Below are 18,113 nucleotides of genomic sequence, written 5' to 3'. Positions count from 1 at the left end.
GTACCGGCGGCCGGGTCTCGACAGGGGCCCGGCCCGTTGGGATAGTGGCAGGCACCCGGGTCGTCCGATCAGAGGTGCGCCGTGGCCGTGGAAGTACAGCCGGGTCCGCCCGCCGACCGTGAGCTGCGCCGGCTGCTGCGGCAGGGCACGTTCGCGCAGGTCCTGGACCGGGCGCTGAACACGCGCGGGCTGACCCTGGAGCGCGTCCAGCACCACCTCGCCGAGCAGGGCATCCGGGTCAGCCGGGCGGCGCTGAGCTACTGGCGCCACGGGCGCAGCCGCCCCGAACGCGCCGAGTCCCTGCGCGCGGTGCAGGCGCTGGAGCAGGTGCTCGGGCTGCCGTCCGGGTCACTCGTGTCGCTGCTCGGACCGCTGCGCCCGCGCGGACGGTCCCGGGTGGAGCTCGGCGCCGTCGACCGGCGCCGGTTGTGGCCGTCGCACGCGCCCCTGATGGCCGCGCTGGAGGCACCGCCGGAGGGGCGGCTGCGGCAGCTGGCCGTGCACGAGCACGCGCAGGTCGGCCGGGACCACCGCCTCGTCGAGGTACGCGCCCGCCTGGTCCTCGAAGCGGTCGTCGACAACGTCGACCGGATCATGGTGTACCAGTGGACCGAAGCCGCCGACCTGCCGGAACTGGGCCGCCTGCGCTACTGCCGGGCCGGGCGCCTCCGCCGCGACGAGGCCCACGGCGCCACCGTGGCCGAGCTGGTGCTCGACCATCGGCTGGCGGCCGGTGAGCGTACGGTCGTGGAGTATTCGTGGCGTTTCCGGTCCGGGCCGGTGCTCACCGACTATCACCGGCGGCTCACCCGGCCCCTGCGCGACCTGGTGCTGCAGGTCCAGTTCGCCGGTGCGGCACCGGCCCGCTGCGTGCCCTACCGCCAGGTGGCCGTCGAGTCGCCGCGCTACCTCGACCCACCACTGTGGATCGGCAGCTCCCACACCGTCCACCTGGTCCTCAGCGAGGTGCCGCCCGGCATCGTCGGCCTGCTGTGGGAATGGGACTGACCACATCCGCACGACCGCCCCGGGGACGGTGCCGCGGTTCCGTACCGCCGCAGCAGCACGGAACCGCGACGGGACCAGGCGGGTCGCGGGGTCACGCGAGCGCGGTGACCAGCAGGGCGAAGGCCGCGATGATGACGGCGACGCGGATGTAGTGGTAACGGTCCCACCGGCGCAGCTGCTGCTTCCAGTCGGCGGGCCGGTTCTCCGGCGTCCAGGTCCGGTTGCGGTTGTTGATCGGGACGAGCAGCAGGATCGACATGACCACGCTGACGATCAGCAGGCCGGCGGCGGTGACGACGAGCCCGGCCTCCTGGTGCCGCCATCCGGCCACGGCCCAGACCGCGCTGAGGACGAGCGAGCCTATGTACCAGAACGGCATGAGGGCGCCGAGCATCCGGCCGCCGTGCGCGTGGCCGAGCTGGCCGCTGTCCCCGGGCAGCGCATTCAGGATCGGGCCCATGATGAAGGCGACCGAGAACTCCACTCCCACCATCAGGCCGACGAGCACGACGGTGACGATCTCCAGTGCGTTGAGCACGACTGTTCCTCCCCGGAATCTAGCGTTGCTAGCTGATAATGCGACGCTAGCGTACCGCTGCTTGATTGTCTAGCAGTGCTAGGATTCCGTCATGTCGGTACACGAACGCAAGCAGCGCGAGCAGGCCGTCCGCGAGCGCCTCATCGTGGCGACCGCCCGCGAACTCGCCGAACAGCAGGGCTGGGACGCGGTCACCACCCGCCGGCTCGCCGAGCGCATCGAATACAGCCAGCCCGTTCTCTACAGCCATTTCCGCGGCAAACGGGAGATCATCGGCGCCGTCGCCCTGCAGGGCGCGACCGAGCTGGCCGAAGCGGTGCGGGCCGCGACCGCCGCCGAGACCGACCCGCGGGCCCGGGTCACCGCACTGGCACGCGCGTACCTCGACTTCGCCGCGCGCCACCCGGCCGTCTACGACGCCCTGTTCCAGCTCGACGGCGGCCTGGCGTACGCGCAGGAGGACACCCCGGCGCCGCTGAAGGACGCCTTCGCCGCGCTGATGGAGAGTCTGAGCGAGGTCGCCGGGGACGGTGTCGACCCGGGGCTGTTCACCGAGGTGTTCTGGGCGTCCCTGCACGGCGTGGCGACCCTGACCCGCGCGGGCCGCCTGCTGCCGGAGTACGCCGAGCTGAGGGTACGGCTGCTGGTCGACCGGCTCGCGGTCTGACCGTCCGGTCCGGCCGTCTGCGGTGGACGCAGGGCTGACCGGCGGCCCCAGGAAAGCCGCCGGTCAGCCGTCTCACCGCGCTACTGCACGCGCCGGATTACTGGACGCGCCACGAGAACTGCGTCGTGGCGTTGTGCCCGGCGTTGTCGAACACCCCGACCGTGACCTGGTACTGGCCCGTGCCGTACGTCACGCCGGTGATCAACCCGGTGCTCGTGTTGATCAGCAGGCCGGGCGGCAGGCTGAGCGCGTACCAGAGGTAGGGCGCCGTGCCCCCGCCGGCCGACATCTGCAACCGGGCCTGTACGCCGTGCACCGTGGTCTGCGATCCGGCGTTGACGACGGTCAGCACGCCCGGCTGTCCGGACTGGACGGTCAGCGTGAACGTCGCCGTGTGGGTGAACGACGCGCTGCGGCCGGTGACGGTCACCTGGTAGGTGCCCACCGGAGTGGTCGTGGCGGTCGCGATCGTCATCGTCGACGAGCCGCCCGCGTTGACCGTCCCCGGGTTGAAGGAGGCGGTCGCCCCGGACGGCAGCCCGCTCGCCGACAGCTGGATGTCCCCGCTGGGCGGCGTCGTGCCACCGGGCAGCTGGGCCTTGATCTCGTCGGCGTAGGTGGTGATCCGGGCGTAGACCCCGTACGTGTCGCAGTTCGTGGAGTCCCACGAGAACACCCCGACGATCTGCCCGCCGACCAGGAACGGGCTGCCGCTGTCACCGGTGCACACGCCCTGGTGGCCGTCGGCGTACCCGACGCACAGCATCGAGCCGTCGTTCTTCCAGTTGGACGCGAGGATCGGCTGCTGGGCGCAGGACGAGTCGCTCGCGACCGGCAGGTCGACCACCCGCAGCACGTTGGAGTAGGTGTTGGCACCGGTCAGGCCCCACCCGATCCCCTTGCCCGCGGTGCCGGGCGCGTTCAGGCCGGCGTCCGTCGCGATCGTCGGGTAGACGATGCCCGACGGCACCGGCACGTCACGGTCCAGTGTGTACACCGCGACGTCGTGGCCGTTCGCCCAGCCGGTGTAGTTCGGGTCGGTCCAGACGCTCTTCACCTCGGCCCGGAAGCCCGTGTCGCTGAGGTTGGTCGCGCCGTAGATGAACCACTTCGTGCCGGACTTCTCCAGCCAGCAGTGCGCCGCGCCGACCGCGGTGTGCGGACCGACCAGCGCCATGCTGCACGACTGCTGCCCCGGGAAGGCGCTGCCGTCCCGGCGCAACGAGATCATGAACGGATACTGGTCCACTGTGGTCGGATTCCCGCCCACGACACCGGGATGCGCCCCGGCACCGGATCCACCGCCGGTCAGCGCGGTCGCCGTGCGTACCGTGGCCGAGGTGGACTGGCCGGCGGTCACCGTCGCCGAGGTCGGCGCGACGCTGACCGAGAAGTCGCCCGGACCCGAGCCGTTGACCGTCAGGGCCACCGTGGCGGTGTGGCTGATCTGCGTACCCGCGCCGGTGACGACGATGTTCGCGGTGCCGGGGGTGGCCGACGCCGCGGCGGTCAGGGTCAGCGTCGCCGAGTTGCCGGCGGTCACCGACGACGGGCTGAACGCCGCCGTGACCCCCGTCGGCAGGCCGCTCGCCGACAGGTTGACCGTCTGCGCGCTGCCCTTCGTGACCGTCGTGGAGATGGTCGAGGTCACGGAGCTGCCCGGATTCACGCTCACCGACGACGGGCTCGCGGCGATCGAGAAGTCGTCCGCCGCCGGCGGCTGCGCGCCGTTGATCAGCGGATCGGCCAGGTTGTCGCCCTGCGGGGAACCCCAGCCGGTGCACAGGTCGTAACCGGTGCCCGCGCTGTAGGTCCCGTTGCTGCCCGAGGTCACGTCGTGGAACGTCGAGCCGTACTGGGAGCTCTGCGCCACCGCGTACAGGGTGGGGTTCATGCCGCCGAGATTGCCCTTGCCGGCCGCCTTGGACTTCTGGTTGACCATCGCGATGTAGCCGGCCCACAGCGGCGCCGACAGGCTCGTCCCGCCGACGTCCTGCCAGCCGCCGTTGACGTAGACCGACAGCGCGCCCGCGCCGTAGTCCGCGTCCAGCGCGACGTCCGGCACCGAGCGGTACTGGTTGCTGCCCGGCTGCCACGACGGCTTCGCGTAGATCGACGAGTACGCGCCGCCCGACCGCGTGTTGCCGCTGGAACCCTGATTCCAGCAGGACTCCGACTGGTACGTGCCCGCGCTGTCGCTGGTACGCAGCTGCGTACCGCCGACACCGGTGAAGAGCGGATCGCTGGCCGGGAAGTCGGCCTGGACGGTCGAGTTGTCGCCCTGGTACCCGCAGCCGGTCGCACCCCAGTCACCCGACGCGGACAGCATCGTGACGCCCTGCGCCGCCAGCTGGGTGTAACTGTCGTGCGAGGCCTGGATCGGCGCGGACTCGCACTTCTCGCCGTTGAGCCACGACCCGGACAGGATCGTGATCTTGTTGTCGCTGGCGATCTTCGCCATCTCGTCGACCCAGGCCTGGTCGCTGTTGGGGGCCTCGTAGACGATCTGCGCCGCCCGCGGCGCGGTGGCCGCGACCGCCTCGATGTCGAGCGTGACCTCCAGCTGGTCGCTGCCGGGCGTCGACTTGCCGCCGTCCACGGGTACGACCGTCGGCGTCACCGAGGGCTGGCCGTAGTTGGAGGTCCACGCGTTGATGTCGGACTGCTTGAACGCGTCGAACTCGATCAGGCCGACGGTCTGCCCGGACCCGTCGTAGGCCCCGGACAGGTTCTTCATCCCGTACGCCGTACGGAACTGGGCGGGCGTGTACCCGCCGCCCGGACCCGACGGACCCCCGGGCGCGCCGGCCCGGTGCGCCACGGGCCGGTCGGTCAGCCCGGTGACCGCCCGCGTGAGCGGGACCAGGCTCGCCGGCACCGAAGGAGCCCGGTCACCGGAGTAGAAGCTCGTGCCGTCGGCCGCGCTGTAGGACCCGATCGAGGTGCCGAACGCCGCCGAGACCTGGCCGGCGGTGCCCACCGCGTCCACGACCTGCCGGTTGCCGGACACGCCGGTCACCTTCAGACCCTGCCCGCGCAGGTACGCGGCCACTTTGTCCACATCGGACTGCGCTGGCGCGTACAGCTCGGTGTACTGCTCGGCGGTCAGATAGTGCCGGTACAGCGGCGACCGCGGATCGGAGACGGCGGCGACGAACCGGTTCAGGCCGGCCTCGTCGCGCGGCTTGAGCGCGAGCGCGACCGAGACCGGGCGGCGGGCGTCGAGGTTGCCGTGCCGGCGGGCGCCCGCCGGTACCGAAGGGTCGTGCCCGGACAGGGTGACCCGGGGCTCAGGCGTGGGACGGGCGATGGCCGGCCCGGCTGTCACCAGCGCGGCCGCCGCCGCGAAGCCGGCGACGGTGGCCACCCACTTCGTGACGGATAAGGACGTGTGCATTCGAGCCCTCCAGTTGAGGCGAAGGAATGACACGTGAAGTTAGGTGCGCGCGGCGGCCCGGCCACCGGTCAAGTGAACGTTCCGAGATGTTCACGGCCCCCTGTCGGAATCGGTGGAGAACCGCAGGTCAGGACCGACGGGCCGTAACAGACGTCCACAAGGAAGGGAACCCGTTCACCGCGTCAGACCCTCGATGAGGTCCACGGCCGCGGCGGTCCCGCCACCCTGCGCGAGCCGCGCGCCGATCTCCCCCGCGCGCTGCTTGATCCGCGGCTCGGCCAGCACCCGCCGGACCGCGTCGCGGATCCGTCGCGGGCCCGGCTTCCCCGTCCGCAGGTTCAGCCCGGCTCCGGACCACGCCACCCGGCGCGCCACCTCGGGCTTGTCCAGCGTCGCCCCGGCCACGACCAGCGGCACTCCGGCGTCCACGGCCGCGAGTACGCCGTTCCAGCCCCCGTTGGTGACCATCACGTCGACCAGCGGCAGCAGCAGGTCGTGCGGGAGGAACGGCGCTGTGCGCGCGTTCGCCGGAATGTCCATATCGGACGCGGCGCCGGTGGAGCACACGACGAGCACGCGTTCGCCTGCCAGGCCGGACATCGCCGGGAGCAGCAGGTCGCCGACATGCCCCGCGAACGGAAGCGAGGCCACCACGATGCGTGCCATCCGCGCATCGTAGACGGTGTCACCTCTCGTGGAACTCCTGGAAGGTGAAGGCTTCCGGGCTGGAACCGGTCTCCCGCAGCCGGGTGAGGCGCGCCATCCCCTCCCGGACCGACGGGCGGTGCCCCTCGGGGATCCACCACAGGACGCTCGACGGCTCGGCGGCCGTCCGGAACCACTCCCGCCGCCGGCGCAGTGCCGCCTGGTGCTCCGCCCGGTACACGTAGTTCCACAGATCGTCGCGCGTACGCCAGACCGACAGGTTGATCAGCAGGGTCGGATCGAAGGCGTACGCGCGCGCCTGGCCGGGATCGTTGTCGGACTCCTGGAGGCGCCACACGAAGCCGGGGGCGGCGTCGGCGAGCGCGTTGACGGGACCGAGGAGCGCCGCGAACCCCTCGACCTCCGGCGAGCCGAGCGGTGCGACGAGACGGCCGACGTTCAACTGCGCGAGGTGCATGATCCCCAGTCTGCCGGGCGCGGAAAATCAGCGTGAACCGCGTCGGGTGCCGGCGACATCAATCTGGTGGAACCGACGAAGGAGAACCTGTGCGCAGTACCGAGGAGAACGAGTACGTCGAGTACGTCCGGTCGCGCCTGCCCCGCCTGCATCGTGTCGCCTACCTCGTGCTCGGCGACGCCGACCGGGCCGACGACGCGGTACAGGACGCCCTCGCCGTGCTGTACCGGCGATGGAACCGGCTGGCGGGCGTGTCGAGCCTGGACGCGTACGTGCACACGATGGTGGTCCGGGCCTGCCTGGCCTACCAGCGCCGCTCGTGGGCACGGGTGCTGCTGCGGGGCGAACCGCCCGATCGCACGGTGGCCCCCGACACCACCGCCGACGACCGGCTCGTCCTGCGCGCCGCCCTGCGGCGGCTGCCCGAGCGCCAACGCGCCGCCGTCATCCTGCGCTTCCTCTGCGACCTGCCGGTCGACGAGACCGCCCGCGTCCTCGGCTGCTCCGAGGGCACGGTGAAGAGCCGCGTCCACCACGGCCTGCGCGCTCTGCGTACCACGCTGCGCGACCGTACTCATGCCACTCCACCCGCGGAAAGGACATCCCGATGATCGAGGAGCAGCTCCAGGAGTACGCCGGCCGGACCTCTCCGCCCTCCGGCCTGACCGCCGAACGGGTGCTGTCGACCGCGCGTACGCGGGCCCGGCGGTCCCGGCTCGCGGGCGGTGCGACGGCCGTCCTGCTCGTCGCCGCGCTCGCCGGTGGCGTGGCCGTCGCCTGGTCCCGCACCGGTACGCCGGCCGAGTTCGCCACGGCCGCCTGTGCCGTGGACCGCCTGCCCCTGCCTCAGCAGCTGGCCGACACGGTGAAGATCACCGGCATGGACCCGACGGGCCGGTACGTCCTCGCGACGGGCGGCTCCCCCGCGGCCCCGGTCGGTGTCATGTGGACGGACGGGAAGCCGGCGGTGCTCGCCTTCACCCCGCGATCGGTGAACTCCGCCGGTCTGGTGGTCGGCTTCACCGGCCCCGACACCCACGCCGACGACGCCGCCCGCCGCCCCGTACGCCTTCTCGGCGGCCGCCTGGCCGAACTGCCGCTGCCCACGGGGGCGTCCGGCGGCCTGGCCTGGGCCGTCGACACCGCCGGTGACGTGCTCGGATCGGCGTACTTCGAGCGGACGGGGTATCGGGCGGTTCTCTGGCGCTCGGGGGCGGCCGCGCCGGTGGTCCTCGACGGCGACGGCCTCTACGGAGAGGTGCTGACCGACGACGGCACGGCGCTGGGCTTCGCCGCCGACGGGGGCCGGTCCGTACGCTGGTCCCCCGGTCACGCGCCGGTCCCGCTGCCACTGCCGGTCGGCGTCGCCACGGCCACCGTCTGGTCCGCCGCAGGCGATTGGGCGACCGGCCACGGCGACGACGAGAACCTCAAGGGCGACAACGGTTCCGGACCCGCCGTCCGGTGGAACCTGCGGACCGGGACGGCCGAGCTGATTCCCGGGCTCCTCGGCCTGCCCGTGGTCAGCACGACCGGCGTCGTCGCGGGGTCGGTGGGGTCGGCGTACCCGGCGAGCGGGAAACTGCCCGGCTTCTGGCACGACGGCGCTTTGTACGCGCTCCGCCTGCCGCCCGGCGTGCGTCCGGCGGGGGGCGGTGCGGTGGCGGCGATCAGCGCGGACGGCCGCACGATGGCGGGCTACACGCAGCAGCCCGCGACGGCACTACTGTGGCGGAACTGCTGAGACCCCGTAGCAGGCAGCACGCCGTCGGGCCCGCTCGGCCACCGAGAGTTCCGTGAAGTCCCCCGCCGCCGCGTGTCCGGTCAGGCAGCATCGAGCATGACCATCAGCGGCGGCGGGGCCGGCGGATCCACCGGGTGACGCCGGCCAGCAGGCCGATCCCCACGATGCCGAGGACGCCGACCGCGATGGTCGTCGCCGGCGTCCACCCCGGATCGTTCACGACGGCGGGGACGGCGGCCACGGCGGCCGCCGCACTCGGCGACGGGGACGGACGCGGGGTCGGGGGCGCCTGGCCCGGTTCGACGAGGTTGCCCACCGACGTCCCCGTGGGCAGCCCGAATCCCCAGTTCAGCAGGGCCACCCCCTGCTCCCAGCCGGCCTGCGGCCAGGACTCGGCGCCCAGCAGGGTGACGACCAGCCGCCGGTTGCCGCGCTGGGCCGCCCCGACATAGGTGTGCCGGGCGAGGTCGGTGAAGCCGGTCTTGCCGCCGATCGCCCCGGGGTACTCGTAGAGCAGCTGGTTCTGGTTCTGGAAGGCGAAGCCCTTGTACTTCGGCGGCTGGGCGGGCATGTACGCGGTCCGCGTGGCCGTGTACCGGCGGAAGGCGTCGTCGGCGAAACAGGCCCGGGCGATGAGCGCCAGGTCGTACGCGCTGGTGAACTGGCCGGGCCCGTCATATCCCGACGGCGTGACGGCGTGGGTCTGGTAGGCGCCGAGCCGGGCCGCCTCCGCGTTCATCGCCGCCACTCCACGGGCCACGGTTCCGCCGCCGAGCCGGGCGAGCACGTTGGCGGCGTCGTTGCCCGACTGCAGCAGCAGCCCCAGCCACAGCGTCTCGACGCGGTACCGTCCGCCCGGCACAAGCCCGACCATCGAGCTGTCCGGCGGGATGTCGAGATCGCCCGGCGTCACCGTGATCAGCTGGTTAGGGTCGAGCCGGCCGACGAACGTGGCGGCCAGCAGCAGCTTCTGTACGCTCGCCGGCGCCGCGTACTCGTGCGGTCCGCAACTGCCCAGGATCTCGCCGGTGTCGAGGTCGGCGACCAGCCACGACGTCGCCGAGACGGCAGGCGGGCGGGCGCCCTTGCCGGGTACGACGAGTCCCGGCGTGTCCAGCCGGCGCCCGCCGATGGCCCGCTGGTAGTGATCGGCCGCCGGGTGCGCGGGCAGCGGCGGATGGTCGACGTTCGCCGCCGCGTCATGGGGACAAGGGACGGTCGCAGCCGAGGCGGGTGTGGCGAAGGTAGACGTCGCCAGGGCGGCCGCCAGCACCACCGCGGCCCACCGCCGTCCGAGTTTTCCCTGCTGAACAGCCATCGACAGCACCGTAACCGGGCACCGGGCCGCCATGTGCCGGAATCAGCGGATAGCTCTGACGACCAGGGCGGCCGGTCAGGCGCCGTACAGCAGCCGGTCGACGAGGCCGGCGACGTATTCCGGGGTGATCGGGCCGAGGCCGAACAGCGTGCGGATGTACAACGGCGCCAGGACGTGGTCCACGATGTCCAATGTGGAGCAGATCGGCTCGCCGCGCGCGGCTCCCCGGTCGAGCATCTGCTGCAGCTGGCGGCCGCGCTCGGCGAGGAACGCGTCCCGGGCGGCGACTCCGGACTCGCCTGCCGTGTCGAGGGCGACGACCAGGCGCAGCACGGCGAGTCCGGCCGGCCCGGAGACGTCCCGGGCCACCCCGGCGGCGTACGCGTGCAGGTCGCCGCGCAGGCTGCCGGTGTCGGGCATGGGCGAGGTGGCCGTCAGCCAGGCCAGGGCGACGTCGGCGGTGAGCGCTTCGAGGGTCCCCCAGCGGCGGTAGATGCTGGTGTCGGCGACCTGCGCGCGGGCCGCGACGTCGCCGATCGTGAACGCGCCGTAGCCGCGCTCGGCGGCCAGATCGGCGACCGCCTGGTGCACCGCCGCGCGGACGCGGGCACTCCGCCCGCCCGGCCGCTTCGCGCTCTCCATGGCCCGAGCTTAACGCAGCTCACACTTGCGTTAGTACGGCGCCGCGCCTAGCGTCACTAATGCAGTCCTCACCTGCGTTAAGGAGTCCGCCATGACCAGCGTCATCGACCGCATCGACGCCGCCCTCGACATGACCGGCGCGATCGTCGACCGGCTGTCCCCCGCCGACCTCGGCCGGCCGTCGCTCTGCGCCGGCTGGGACCGGCGTTTCGAGCTCAACCACCTGGTCGGCGGCATGCGCATCTTCGCCGCCGAGCTCACCGGGAGTACGCCCGGCGGCGACCACCACGACGACTGGCTCGGCGACGATCCCCGCCGGGCGTACGCGACCGCGGCCGCACTCGACCGCGCGGCCTGGCAGTTGCCGTCCGCGTTGGACACGACCGTCCGGCTGTCCTTCGGCCCGATGCCGGGACCGGTCGCGGCCTTGATCCACCTCACCGAGGTGCTCGTGCACGGGGCCGACCTCGCCGTCGTCGCGGGCACCCCCGAACTCGTCGACGACCGGCTCTGCGCCGACCTGCTGGGCCTCATGGCGGACGTGGACATGGACCCGTTCCGCCAGATGGGCGCCTTCGGCCCCGCCCGACCGACAGCACCGGACGCACCCGCCCACAACCGCCTGCTGGCCTTCCTGGGCAGACCCGTCTGACCGCGGCCGGGCGGACCGATGATCCGGTTTGGATCAGGGAAATCACCGTAATCTTGGCCCAAGATTACGTGCTGAACCCTGATCCAAACCGGATCTTCGGCACGGACGCGAACCTACGGAGGCAACCGGTCGCACCGGTCAGGCGCGCGCCCACTTCTGGTTGGCCGCCCCGGAACACGGCCAGATGATCAACAGTGTCCCGTTGACCGTCCCGTTGTCGTACGCGTCCAGGCACTTGCCCGACGCGACGCCGACCACCGAGCCGTCGGAGCGTACGCGCCACTGCTGGCCGGCCGAGCCGTTGCAGTCGGAGATCTGCACGGCTGTCCCGTCCGCCGTCCCGCCGCCCGCGACGTCGAGGCACTTGGTCGGGAACACGCGCACCTGCCCGGTGGCCGACACCGTCCACTGCTGGTTCGCGCCGCCGTTGCAGTCCCACAGCGCCGGACGCGTACCGTTGGCCTGGTTGCCGCCGGGCACGTCGACGCAGCGTGACGACTGCTGTCCTTTGAGGATCCCGGCGGTGTTGACCCGGGCCCAGATCTGGTCCGCGCCACCGGTGCAGGTGGAGATGACGATCGCGGTGCCGTTGCCGACGCCGTGCCCGCTCGCGGTGAGGCACTTGCCGGAGCCGGTGTTGACGACGGAACCGCTGGCGTTGACCGTCCATTTCTGGGCGGCGGTGCCGTTGCAGTCGTAGATCTGCACGACCGTGCCGTCGGCCGTGCCGCTGCCGCGGACGTCCAGGCACCGCGTCCCGTACGCGATCAGCTGCTGGGAGGCGGTGACCGTCCAGTTCTGGTTGGCGCCGCCGTTGCAGTCCCAGAGCCCGACCGCGGTCGAGTTGGCCTGGTTGAAGTTCGGGATGTCGACGCACAGCCCCGATTCCCGGCCGGTGAGGACACCGCCGGGCGGCGTACCCGTGCCGCAGGTCGTCAGGCCCGCGGTGTGGGGGCACACGACCGAGGCGAAGCCGCCCCGGGTGGCCTCGGCGACCGAGAGTGTGTCGGCGTTGGTGACGACCCGGGTCTCGCGCAGCAGACCGGAGGTGCCGTCGCGGACGGTCTCCAGCAGCCACTGCCCGCCGCCGAGGAACGACAGCGGGGCCGTGTACGTCTTCGCCGCGACCGCCGAGATGCCGCCGAGATACCACCGGCCGCCGTTGCGCCGGGCGAGGTACGCCTCCTGCCCGGGCGCGCCGCCGAGCAGCCGGGTCTCGTCCCAGGTCGTCGGCAGCTGGTTGAGGATCCGCAGCGCCTCCGGCCGGCCCTCATAGCTGGCCGGGTTGTCGGCGGCGTGCTGCCAGCCGGACTCGAAGACGATCGCGGTGGCCAGTTCGTGGGCGTCGGTCGTGTCCCGGTCGGTGATCGAGAACACCACCGGCGTGAAGTCCATACTGGACACAACGTTGCGGGTGAACGGCAGGATCGTGTTGAACGCGGCCCGGTTGCGCCACTGCTCGGCACCGTAGACGGCCTCGCCGCTCAGCACCTGCGGCCACGTACGCTGCATCCCGCGCGGGGTCGCCGTGCCGTGGAAGTTGACCATCAGCTTCAGCTCGGCCGTGCGGGCCAGGATCGCGTCGTACCACTGCAACGTGGACTGGGTGTACTGGTAGCTGAAGTCGATCTTCACCCCGGCCACTCCCCAGGACTTCACCAGCGGCAACCAGTTCTCGCGTTGCTGGCTGGTCGAAAGGTCGCCCGAGTTGAACCAGAGGATCACCTTCACGTTGCGGGCGGTGGCGTACGCGACCACGTCCGGGACCCAGCTCGACTGCCAGCCCTCGTCGATGAGGACCGCGCTCCAGCCGTTGCGGGCGGCGAAGTCGACGTACTGCTTCTGCCGCGCCGCGTCCGACGGGCTGGCGTGCTCGGTCAGCCACGACCAGGCCACCATTCCCGGCTTGATCCACGACTGGTCGGCCACCTGGGACGGCGGGGCGAGGTCGTCGACGATCGTCGAGGCGGTGACGGTCTTCAGGTCGCCGACCGCCGCCGTCCGCCACGGGGTCGACAGGGGCAGGCTCGTCGTGATCGGGGCGCCGGTCAGCGCCGCCGTGTAGGTGCCCGAGCCGGCCGTGTGGGCCAGCGCCGCGGACGCGTACCGGCCGTTGAGATCGGTCTCGGCGACCAGCGCGTACACGCTGCCGACCTGGAACAGAGCGGGGATGCCGTAGGAGTTCGTCGCCGCGCCGCCCGCCGTGGTCTGGAACCACACGCCCTGATCCTCCGCGTTCGGCGGCACCAGCCACGCCGGCGCCGTCGCCGGCACGCTCCACGAGGACGCCTCGCGGCGCACGGTCACCGATCCGCTGCCGGGCAGCACGTAGCGATAGGCCGCCCCGGTGTCCGAGGCCCGCACGACCACGTCCAGCCGCGCGCCCCCCGTGCCCGTGAAGGACAAGGTCGTCTCGGCGTACGCGACGGAGCGTGATCTTTGTTTGCCCGAGCTCATCGTGTACGCCTCGGTGACCGTGCGGTCCTGGCGCTGGGTGAAGGTGAGGTTCTTCGTGAGGTCGGCCGCGGCGGTCTCGATGCCGATCGGCGCCGGGGACAGGACGGTGGCGCCCTGCCGGGCCACGGCGAAGGTCAGGTTGCCGGCGTCGAGGGTGACCTGGGCGGAGATCGGCGATCCCGCCGACGGCCCGGTGACCGTCCACGTCGTCGCGGCCACGGCGGCGCGCGGCTGGGCCAGTACGCCGACCGCCGCCAGCGCGAGGGCCGCCAGGGTTGCCCGGGTCCTCATCGCGCCGACCACTTCTGGGCGGCGGTGCCGTTGCACTCCCACAGCTGCACGAGCGTGCCGTTGGCCGTGGCGGCCCCGTTCACGTCGATGCACTTGCCGGAGCCCTGGTGCACGATCGTGCCGTCGGTGTTGAAGGTGAAGTGCTGGGCGGCGGAGCTGTTGCAGTCCCAGATCTGCACCTTGGTCCCGTTGGCCGAGCCGTTGGCGTTCACGTCCAGGCACTTGTTGCCGTACACCCGCAGCTCGCCCGCGGCGGTACGCGTCCAGTGCTGGTTGCTCCCGCCGTGGCAGTCCCAGATGATCGTCTGCGTACCGGCGGCCGTGCCCGCGCCGTAGACGTCCAGGCAGCGCGTCGAGTTGGGGTTGGACAGCACGGCCTCGGCCCCGACCGGCGGGGTGGTGACCGTGGCGAGGCTGCCGGGCACCGACTGGAGGGCGGCGTACCAGCGGGCGGCCATCTTGTCGTAGCCGGTCGCGTTGGGGTGCAGCCCGTCGGCGAGGTCGGCCGTGGTGAGCGCCGAGTGCATGTCCACCAGATGCGTACGCGAGCCCTTGCCGGCGACGATCGCGGGCAGCGCGGCGTTGAACGTCTGCGACTGGGCCTCCTGCCCGGCGTCGCTGCGCGGGATCAGCTGCGCCACGTACAGCTCGACGAGCGGCGCGGTGGCCCGGATCTTGTCGATGAGCGCCGACAGCCGGGCGGGGGCGTTCGCGACGTCGTAGTTCTGCCCGATGTCGTTGGTCCCGATGTGCAGCAGGATCGTGCGCGGGTTGGCCTGCTGGATCCAGCCGACGATGTTCGCGTCGAGCTGGTCGATACGCCAGCCGGAGTGGCCCTCGTGATCGTGGTCGCCGAGGTTGGCCGGGCCGTTGGAGCCAGAGCCGACGAAGTCCGTGAGGTAGCCCCCGGCGGCCAGCCGCTGCCAGAGCCCGATGCGGTAGCCGCCCGGCACGTTGAAGCCGTCGGTGATCGAGTCACCCAGCGGCATGACGCGTACGCCGCCGTTGGACTCGGCCGCCTGGGCCGGCGCGGCGGCGCCGACCGCGAGGCCGACGGTCACCGCCGCGAGCCCGAGGCCGGCCGCGCACAGCCGCTTGATGGTGGATCGCATGGCAATCCCCTTCCTGATGAATGCGCATGAATCGATTACTTGGGGCGGAGTCACCCGGGTGCGCTGGGGAGCGGCCGGGAGGTGTCGCGGGCGCGGTGGGCACCGCGCCCGCGACGGAGAGCGCTCAGGCGGAGATCAGTTGCGGGACCACACCTGGTTGCCGGCCCCGTTGCACGGCCAGATCACCAGCGGCGTGTTGTTGGCGGTGCCGTTGCCCGACGCGTCCAGGCACTTGCCGGACGCGACGTTGACGACCGCGCCGCCCGACCGGACCCGCCACTGCTGCGCGGCGGTGCCGTTGCAGTCGTAGATCTGCACGGCCGTGCCGTCGGCGGTCGCCCCGCCGGCCGCCTCCAGGCAGCGGTTGTCGAAGACCGTCAGCTGATTGGTGACGGTCGACGTCCACGCCTGGTTCGTGCCGTTGTTGCAGTCCCACAACGCGACCTTGGTGCCGTTGGCCGGGTTGCCGGCGGGCAGGTCGACGCAGCGCCCCGAGCTCTGTCCCTTGAGGATGCCGGCGGCCGCGCCCCGGTCGAACTTCTGGTTCGTCCCGCCGTTGCAGCCCCAGATCACGATCGGCGAGCCGTTGACCAGTCCGTGACCGCTGACGTCCAGGCACTTGCCCGACCCGGTGTTGACCACCGAGCCGTCGGCGTTGATCGTCCACTTCTGGGCCCCGGTGCCGTTGCAGTCGTAGATCTGCACGACCGTCCCGTCCGCCGTACCGCTGCCGTTGACGTCCAGGCACTTGGTGCCGTAGACCGTCAGCTGCTGCGCCGGGGTCAGCGTCCAGCGCTGGTTGGTCCCGCCGTTGCAGTCGTACAGCGTCACGGCGGTGCCGTTGGTCGTGCTCTGGCCCGGGACGTCGACGCACAGCCCCGACTCCCGGCCCTTGAGGACGCCGCTGACGTTCCCGGCCGCGTTCGGGGTGACCGAGAAGTTGTCGATCATGTCGGTCTGGTAGCCCACCACGCCGAAGCCCGCCTGGCCGGTCTGGAAGGCGCTGTCGCTCGCCGTACCGAGGGTGGCGCCGTCCAGCGTGGCCGTGATCTGATCGCCGGAGAAGCCCAGCTTGATCGTGTGCCAGCTGTTGAGCGCCAGGGCGGCGTGCGTACCGGAGGTGAGCGTCGTCAGGACTCCGCCGGTGGAGTTGCGGGCGATCGACCACGCGCCGGAGTTGCTGAGCCGCAACTGGTACGCCGCCTGCTTGTACTGCGGCCGCAGCTGCGTGTTCGCCCGGCCGAGCAGGGTCACCGTCCCGGCCTGCTGCAGGTCGACGTCGACGCTGACGGTGTAGTTCGACCACGCGGGATCGCCCACCAGCGTGTACGCGTCGCTGTCGTCCTGCCAGTTGATCGGGCGTACCGGGGCGACCTGCTGCAGGCACTGTCCACCGTGTCCGGCGACGCACGGCCGGACCTCGTAGGAGCCCTGCATGTCGGAGAAGTACTTGGCCTCCGAGCGCGTCGCGTACGCGTCGAAGTCGTCGCTGTAGGGCAGCGGCAGCGAGCTGGTCGCGGGGCCGGCGGCGGTGCCCTTGCCCTGGCCGGTCGTGGTGGTGACGGTGTAGATGCGGTTGGGCTGCAACGTGAGCGAGTAGGTGCCGCCGCTCGGGGTGACGTCGGCCTGCTTGACGAAGTAGTCGGCCGGGTTCGACGAGCCCATGTCGGTCGACCAGACGTGCACGGTGCCGGTGCTCAGGCCGCCGGAGACGGTCACGTTCACCGTCTGCGCGGCCGTCGACCCGCTCGTCTCATAGATCGTCGAGTAGTCGCTGTTGTTGGTCGACTTGAGCGATACGTAGCTGCCGTTGGCCCGGTTCCCGCCCAGGTACGCGCTCGCCGAGCTGTCCAGGAAGTGCCAGCCGGGCTGGGTGAACTGGGTGACCTGGGCGCTCGCCCAGAGGTTCTTGCCGACCCGGTAGGAGCCCGACCACGGCGAGCCCGCGTCCATGAGGCCGACGGTCGCGTACGGGAGGTTGGGGGTGATGGCGGCGATCAGCGGCCAGTTCATGAACCCGGTGAGGCTCGCGTCCAGATACCCGCGGGTGATCGTGCGGATGAACGGGACCACGCCGTCGTTGTCGTCCTGCGAGCCGAACTCGCTGGCCCACAGGGGCTCGCCGCTGTTGCGGGCGTTGGTGGTGGTGGAGCACGAGTCGGCCTGCGACAGGTAGCCGCACACGTAGTGGTCGCCCAGCACGCCGACGGCGTTCTTCAGCGTGGCGTCGCCCGCGAACTCGTCGGCCAGCCCCCAGCCGCTGTCGTCGCCGACGATCTGGACCGAGGAGAAGCCCGCGTTGTTCAGCCCGGTACGCAGGTTCTTGTACCAGGTGCTGTCGTGGCCGCGCTCGTTCCAGCCGCCGAGATAGTTGATCGTCAGGCCGTGCTGCCTCGCGCAGTTGAGCCAGGCGACGTCATAGTCGATCATGTCCTGCGACCAGAAGTTGCCGCCGCCGATCCAGCCGGGTGCCGCCCAGGGCAGGGCGACCAGCTTGATGTTCGGGTTGCGGGCGACGGCCTGCTCGCCGAGCCAGAACTCGTAGCCGACGTTGCAGTTGACGTCGCCGCGTACGTGCTCGTGGCTGGGTTCGGAGCCGTCGGTGGAGTTCGCGTCCCCGCCGATCTCCAGCTTCAGCAGCTGCACGGCGGCCCCGTAGCCGGGCTTGAAAAGGTAGTCGAGGATCTGCGACCGCTGGGCGGCCGGGTAGTCGATCAGGAGGCGCGAGTTGCCGCCGCCGCCGCTGATCGCGCCGACCCCGTCGAACGTACGCCCGACGACACCGCCGTTGAGCGCGACGGTGGTCGTGGCGGCCTGGGCCGGGGTGGCGATCACGGCGGTGGTCACGCCGGCCGCCAGTAGCAGCGCGGCAGCGGTCACCGCCAGCCGGAATGCGCGTACGCGAACCGGAGGGTGCATGTCTTCTCTCCTTCGACAGGTGGGAGCAACCGGGAGGAGTCTGTTTCGGACTGAGACAACGTTGTCATCCGAGTGGCAGGGGCTCGCCCTGAGCGCGGGGCGAGGGGGCAGGTGAATCGTGCTGGCGACCGGGGTCCGTTGAGTTGCGTTGAATCAGCCCGCCGCGGCACGCGGACATCGCCCCTGACGAGAGGGGGTGTTCGCGGGGCGCTCCGCGATGTGGGGCTGTGATGGTTACTGTTGGA

General features: G+C 71.7%; 14 protein-coding genes. 5 read left to right on the top strand and 9 right to left on the bottom strand.

The genetic code is table 11. The annotated features are described in order from the left end of the window. Positions 1–81 precede the first annotated feature (81 nt). Positions 82–1,008 (top strand): XRE family transcriptional regulator, encoded by a 927-nt coding sequence (locus G401_RS0124860; RefSeq protein WP_051367112.1) that lies wholly within the window; start codon positions 82–84, stop codon positions 1,006–1,008. A gap of 91 nt (positions 1,009–1,099) precedes the next feature. On the opposite strand, the gene G401_RS0124855 is transcribed toward G401_RS0124860, so the two are convergent. Continuing rightward, a complete protein-coding gene (locus G401_RS0124855) occupies positions 1,100–1,546 on the bottom strand; it encodes a DUF1772 domain-containing protein (protein WP_027344617.1) in 447 nt (148 codons plus the stop codon). A gap of 91 nt (positions 1,547–1,637) precedes the next feature. On the opposite strand from G401_RS0124855, the gene G401_RS0124850 reads away from it, so the two are divergent. Then, positions 1,638–2,213, top strand: a complete 576-nt coding sequence (locus G401_RS0124850) for a TetR/AcrR family transcriptional regulator (RefSeq protein ID WP_027344616.1) — start codon at positions 1,638–1,640, stop codon at positions 2,211–2,213. 97 nt (positions 2,214–2,310) lie between these two features. On the opposite strand, the gene G401_RS53285 is transcribed toward G401_RS0124850, so the two are convergent. From G401_RS53285 to G401_RS0124830, 3 genes are all read right to left on the bottom strand, one after another. Then, entirely contained in the window at positions 2,311–5,610 is a 3,300-nt protein-coding gene (locus tag G401_RS53285) for a trypsin-like serine protease (protein WP_084557574.1), read from the bottom strand. 174 nt (positions 5,611–5,784) lie between these two features. Then, on the bottom strand, positions 5,785–6,276 hold the full coding sequence (locus tag G401_RS0124835) for a glycosyltransferase (protein WP_027344615.1): 492 nt from the start codon (positions 6,274–6,276) through the stop codon (positions 5,785–5,787). 19 nt (positions 6,277–6,295) lie between these two features. Continuing rightward, entirely contained in the window at positions 6,296–6,733 is a 438-nt protein-coding gene (locus tag G401_RS0124830) for a DUF3291 domain-containing protein (RefSeq protein ID WP_034592986.1), read from the bottom strand. Positions 6,734–6,822: 89 nt separating this feature from the next. Here G401_RS0124830 and G401_RS48175 point away from each other — a divergent pair, with 89 nt between their 5' ends. Together G401_RS48175 and G401_RS0124820 are read left to right on the top strand one after the other, a co-directional pair. Next, positions 6,823–7,344: a SigE family RNA polymerase sigma factor gene (locus G401_RS48175; protein ID WP_051367110.1), complete on the top strand. Its 522-nt coding sequence runs from the start codon at positions 6,823–6,825 to the stop codon at positions 7,342–7,344. Next, a complete protein-coding gene (locus tag G401_RS0124820) occupies positions 7,341–8,477 on the top strand; it encodes an NHL repeat-containing protein (RefSeq protein ID WP_027344613.1) in 1,137 nt (378 codons plus the stop codon). The genes G401_RS48175 and G401_RS0124820 overlap by 4 nt, the downstream gene beginning before the upstream one ends. Positions 8,478–8,580: 103 nt before the next feature. Here G401_RS0124820 and G401_RS0124815 read toward each other — a convergent pair whose 3' ends face one another. Then, positions 8,581–9,795 (bottom strand): D-alanyl-D-alanine carboxypeptidase family protein, encoded by a 1,215-nt coding sequence (locus G401_RS0124815; RefSeq protein ID WP_051367136.1) that lies wholly within the window; start codon positions 9,793–9,795, stop codon positions 8,581–8,583. Between the two features lie 75 nt (positions 9,796–9,870). After that, positions 9,871–10,437, bottom strand: a complete 567-nt coding sequence (locus G401_RS0124810; RefSeq protein ID WP_027344611.1) for a TetR/AcrR family transcriptional regulator — start codon at positions 10,435–10,437, stop codon at positions 9,871–9,873. 91 nt (positions 10,438–10,528) lie between these two features. On the opposite strand from G401_RS0124810, the gene G401_RS0124805 reads away from it, so the two are divergent. Further along, entirely contained in the window at positions 10,529–11,089 is a 561-nt protein-coding gene (locus G401_RS0124805) for a TIGR03086 family metal-binding protein (protein ID WP_027344610.1), read from the top strand. A 138-nt stretch (positions 11,090–11,227) separates the two neighbouring features. Here G401_RS0124805 and G401_RS48170 read toward each other — a convergent pair whose 3' ends face one another. From G401_RS48170 to G401_RS48165, 3 genes are all read right to left on the bottom strand, one after another. Continuing rightward, a complete protein-coding gene (locus G401_RS48170; protein ID WP_157546289.1) occupies positions 11,228–13,837 on the bottom strand; it encodes a glycoside hydrolase family 97 protein in 2,610 nt (869 codons plus the stop codon). After that, positions 13,834–14,949, bottom strand: a complete 1,116-nt coding sequence (locus tag G401_RS0124795) for an RICIN domain-containing protein (protein WP_027344609.1) — start codon at positions 14,947–14,949, stop codon at positions 13,834–13,836. The genes G401_RS48170 and G401_RS0124795 overlap by 4 nt, the downstream gene beginning before the upstream one ends. 135 nt (positions 14,950–15,084) lie before the next feature. After that, complete coding sequence (locus tag G401_RS48165; protein WP_084557573.1) at positions 15,085–17,868, bottom strand: ricin-type beta-trefoil lectin domain protein; 2,784 nt, start codon at positions 17,866–17,868, stop codon at positions 15,085–15,087. Positions 17,869–18,113 lie beyond the last annotated feature (245 nt).

The sequence above is a fragment of the Hamadaea tsunoensis DSM 44101 genome (assembly GCF_000428945.1).
Lineage (GTDB): Bacteria > Actinomycetota > Actinomycetes > Mycobacteriales > Micromonosporaceae > Hamadaea > Hamadaea tsunoensis.
This window is presented reverse-complemented; position numbering and strand designations above follow the sequence as displayed.

Coding starts and splice junctions, on each gene's coding strand:
- G401_RS0124850 (WP_027344616.1), top strand. CDS start 1,638: ATGTCGGTACACGAACGCAAGCAGCGCGAGCAGGCCGTCCGCGAGCGC.
- G401_RS53285 (WP_084557574.1), bottom strand. CDS start 5,610: ATGCACACGTCCTTATCCGTCACGAAGTGGGTGGCCACCGTCGCCGGC.
- G401_RS0124835 (WP_027344615.1), bottom strand. CDS start 6,276: ATGGCACGCATCGTGGTGGCCTCGCTTCCGTTCGCGGGGCATGTCGGC.
- G401_RS0124830 (WP_034592986.1), bottom strand. CDS start 6,733: ATGCACCTCGCGCAGTTGAACGTCGGCCGTCTCGTCGCACCGCTCGGC.
- G401_RS0124820 (WP_027344613.1), top strand. CDS start 7,341: ATGATCGAGGAGCAGCTCCAGGAGTACGCCGGCCGGACCTCTCCGCCC.
- G401_RS0124815 (WP_051367136.1), bottom strand. CDS start 9,795: ATGGCTGTTCAGCAGGGAAAACTCGGACGGCGGTGGGCCGCGGTGGTG.
- G401_RS0124810 (WP_027344611.1), bottom strand. CDS start 10,437: ATGGAGAGCGCGAAGCGGCCGGGCGGGCGGAGTGCCCGCGTCCGCGCG.
- G401_RS0124805 (WP_027344610.1), top strand. CDS start 10,529: ATGACCAGCGTCATCGACCGCATCGACGCCGCCCTCGACATGACCGGC.
- G401_RS48170 (WP_157546289.1), bottom strand. CDS start 13,837: ATGAGGACCCGGGCAACCCTGGCGGCCCTCGCGCTGGCGGCGGTCGGC.
- G401_RS0124795 (WP_027344609.1), bottom strand. CDS start 14,949: ATGCGATCCACCATCAAGCGGCTGTGCGCGGCCGGCCTCGGGCTCGCG.
- G401_RS48165 (WP_084557573.1), bottom strand. CDS start 17,868: ATGCACCCTCCGGTTCGCGTACGCGCATTCCGGCTGGCGGTGACCGCT.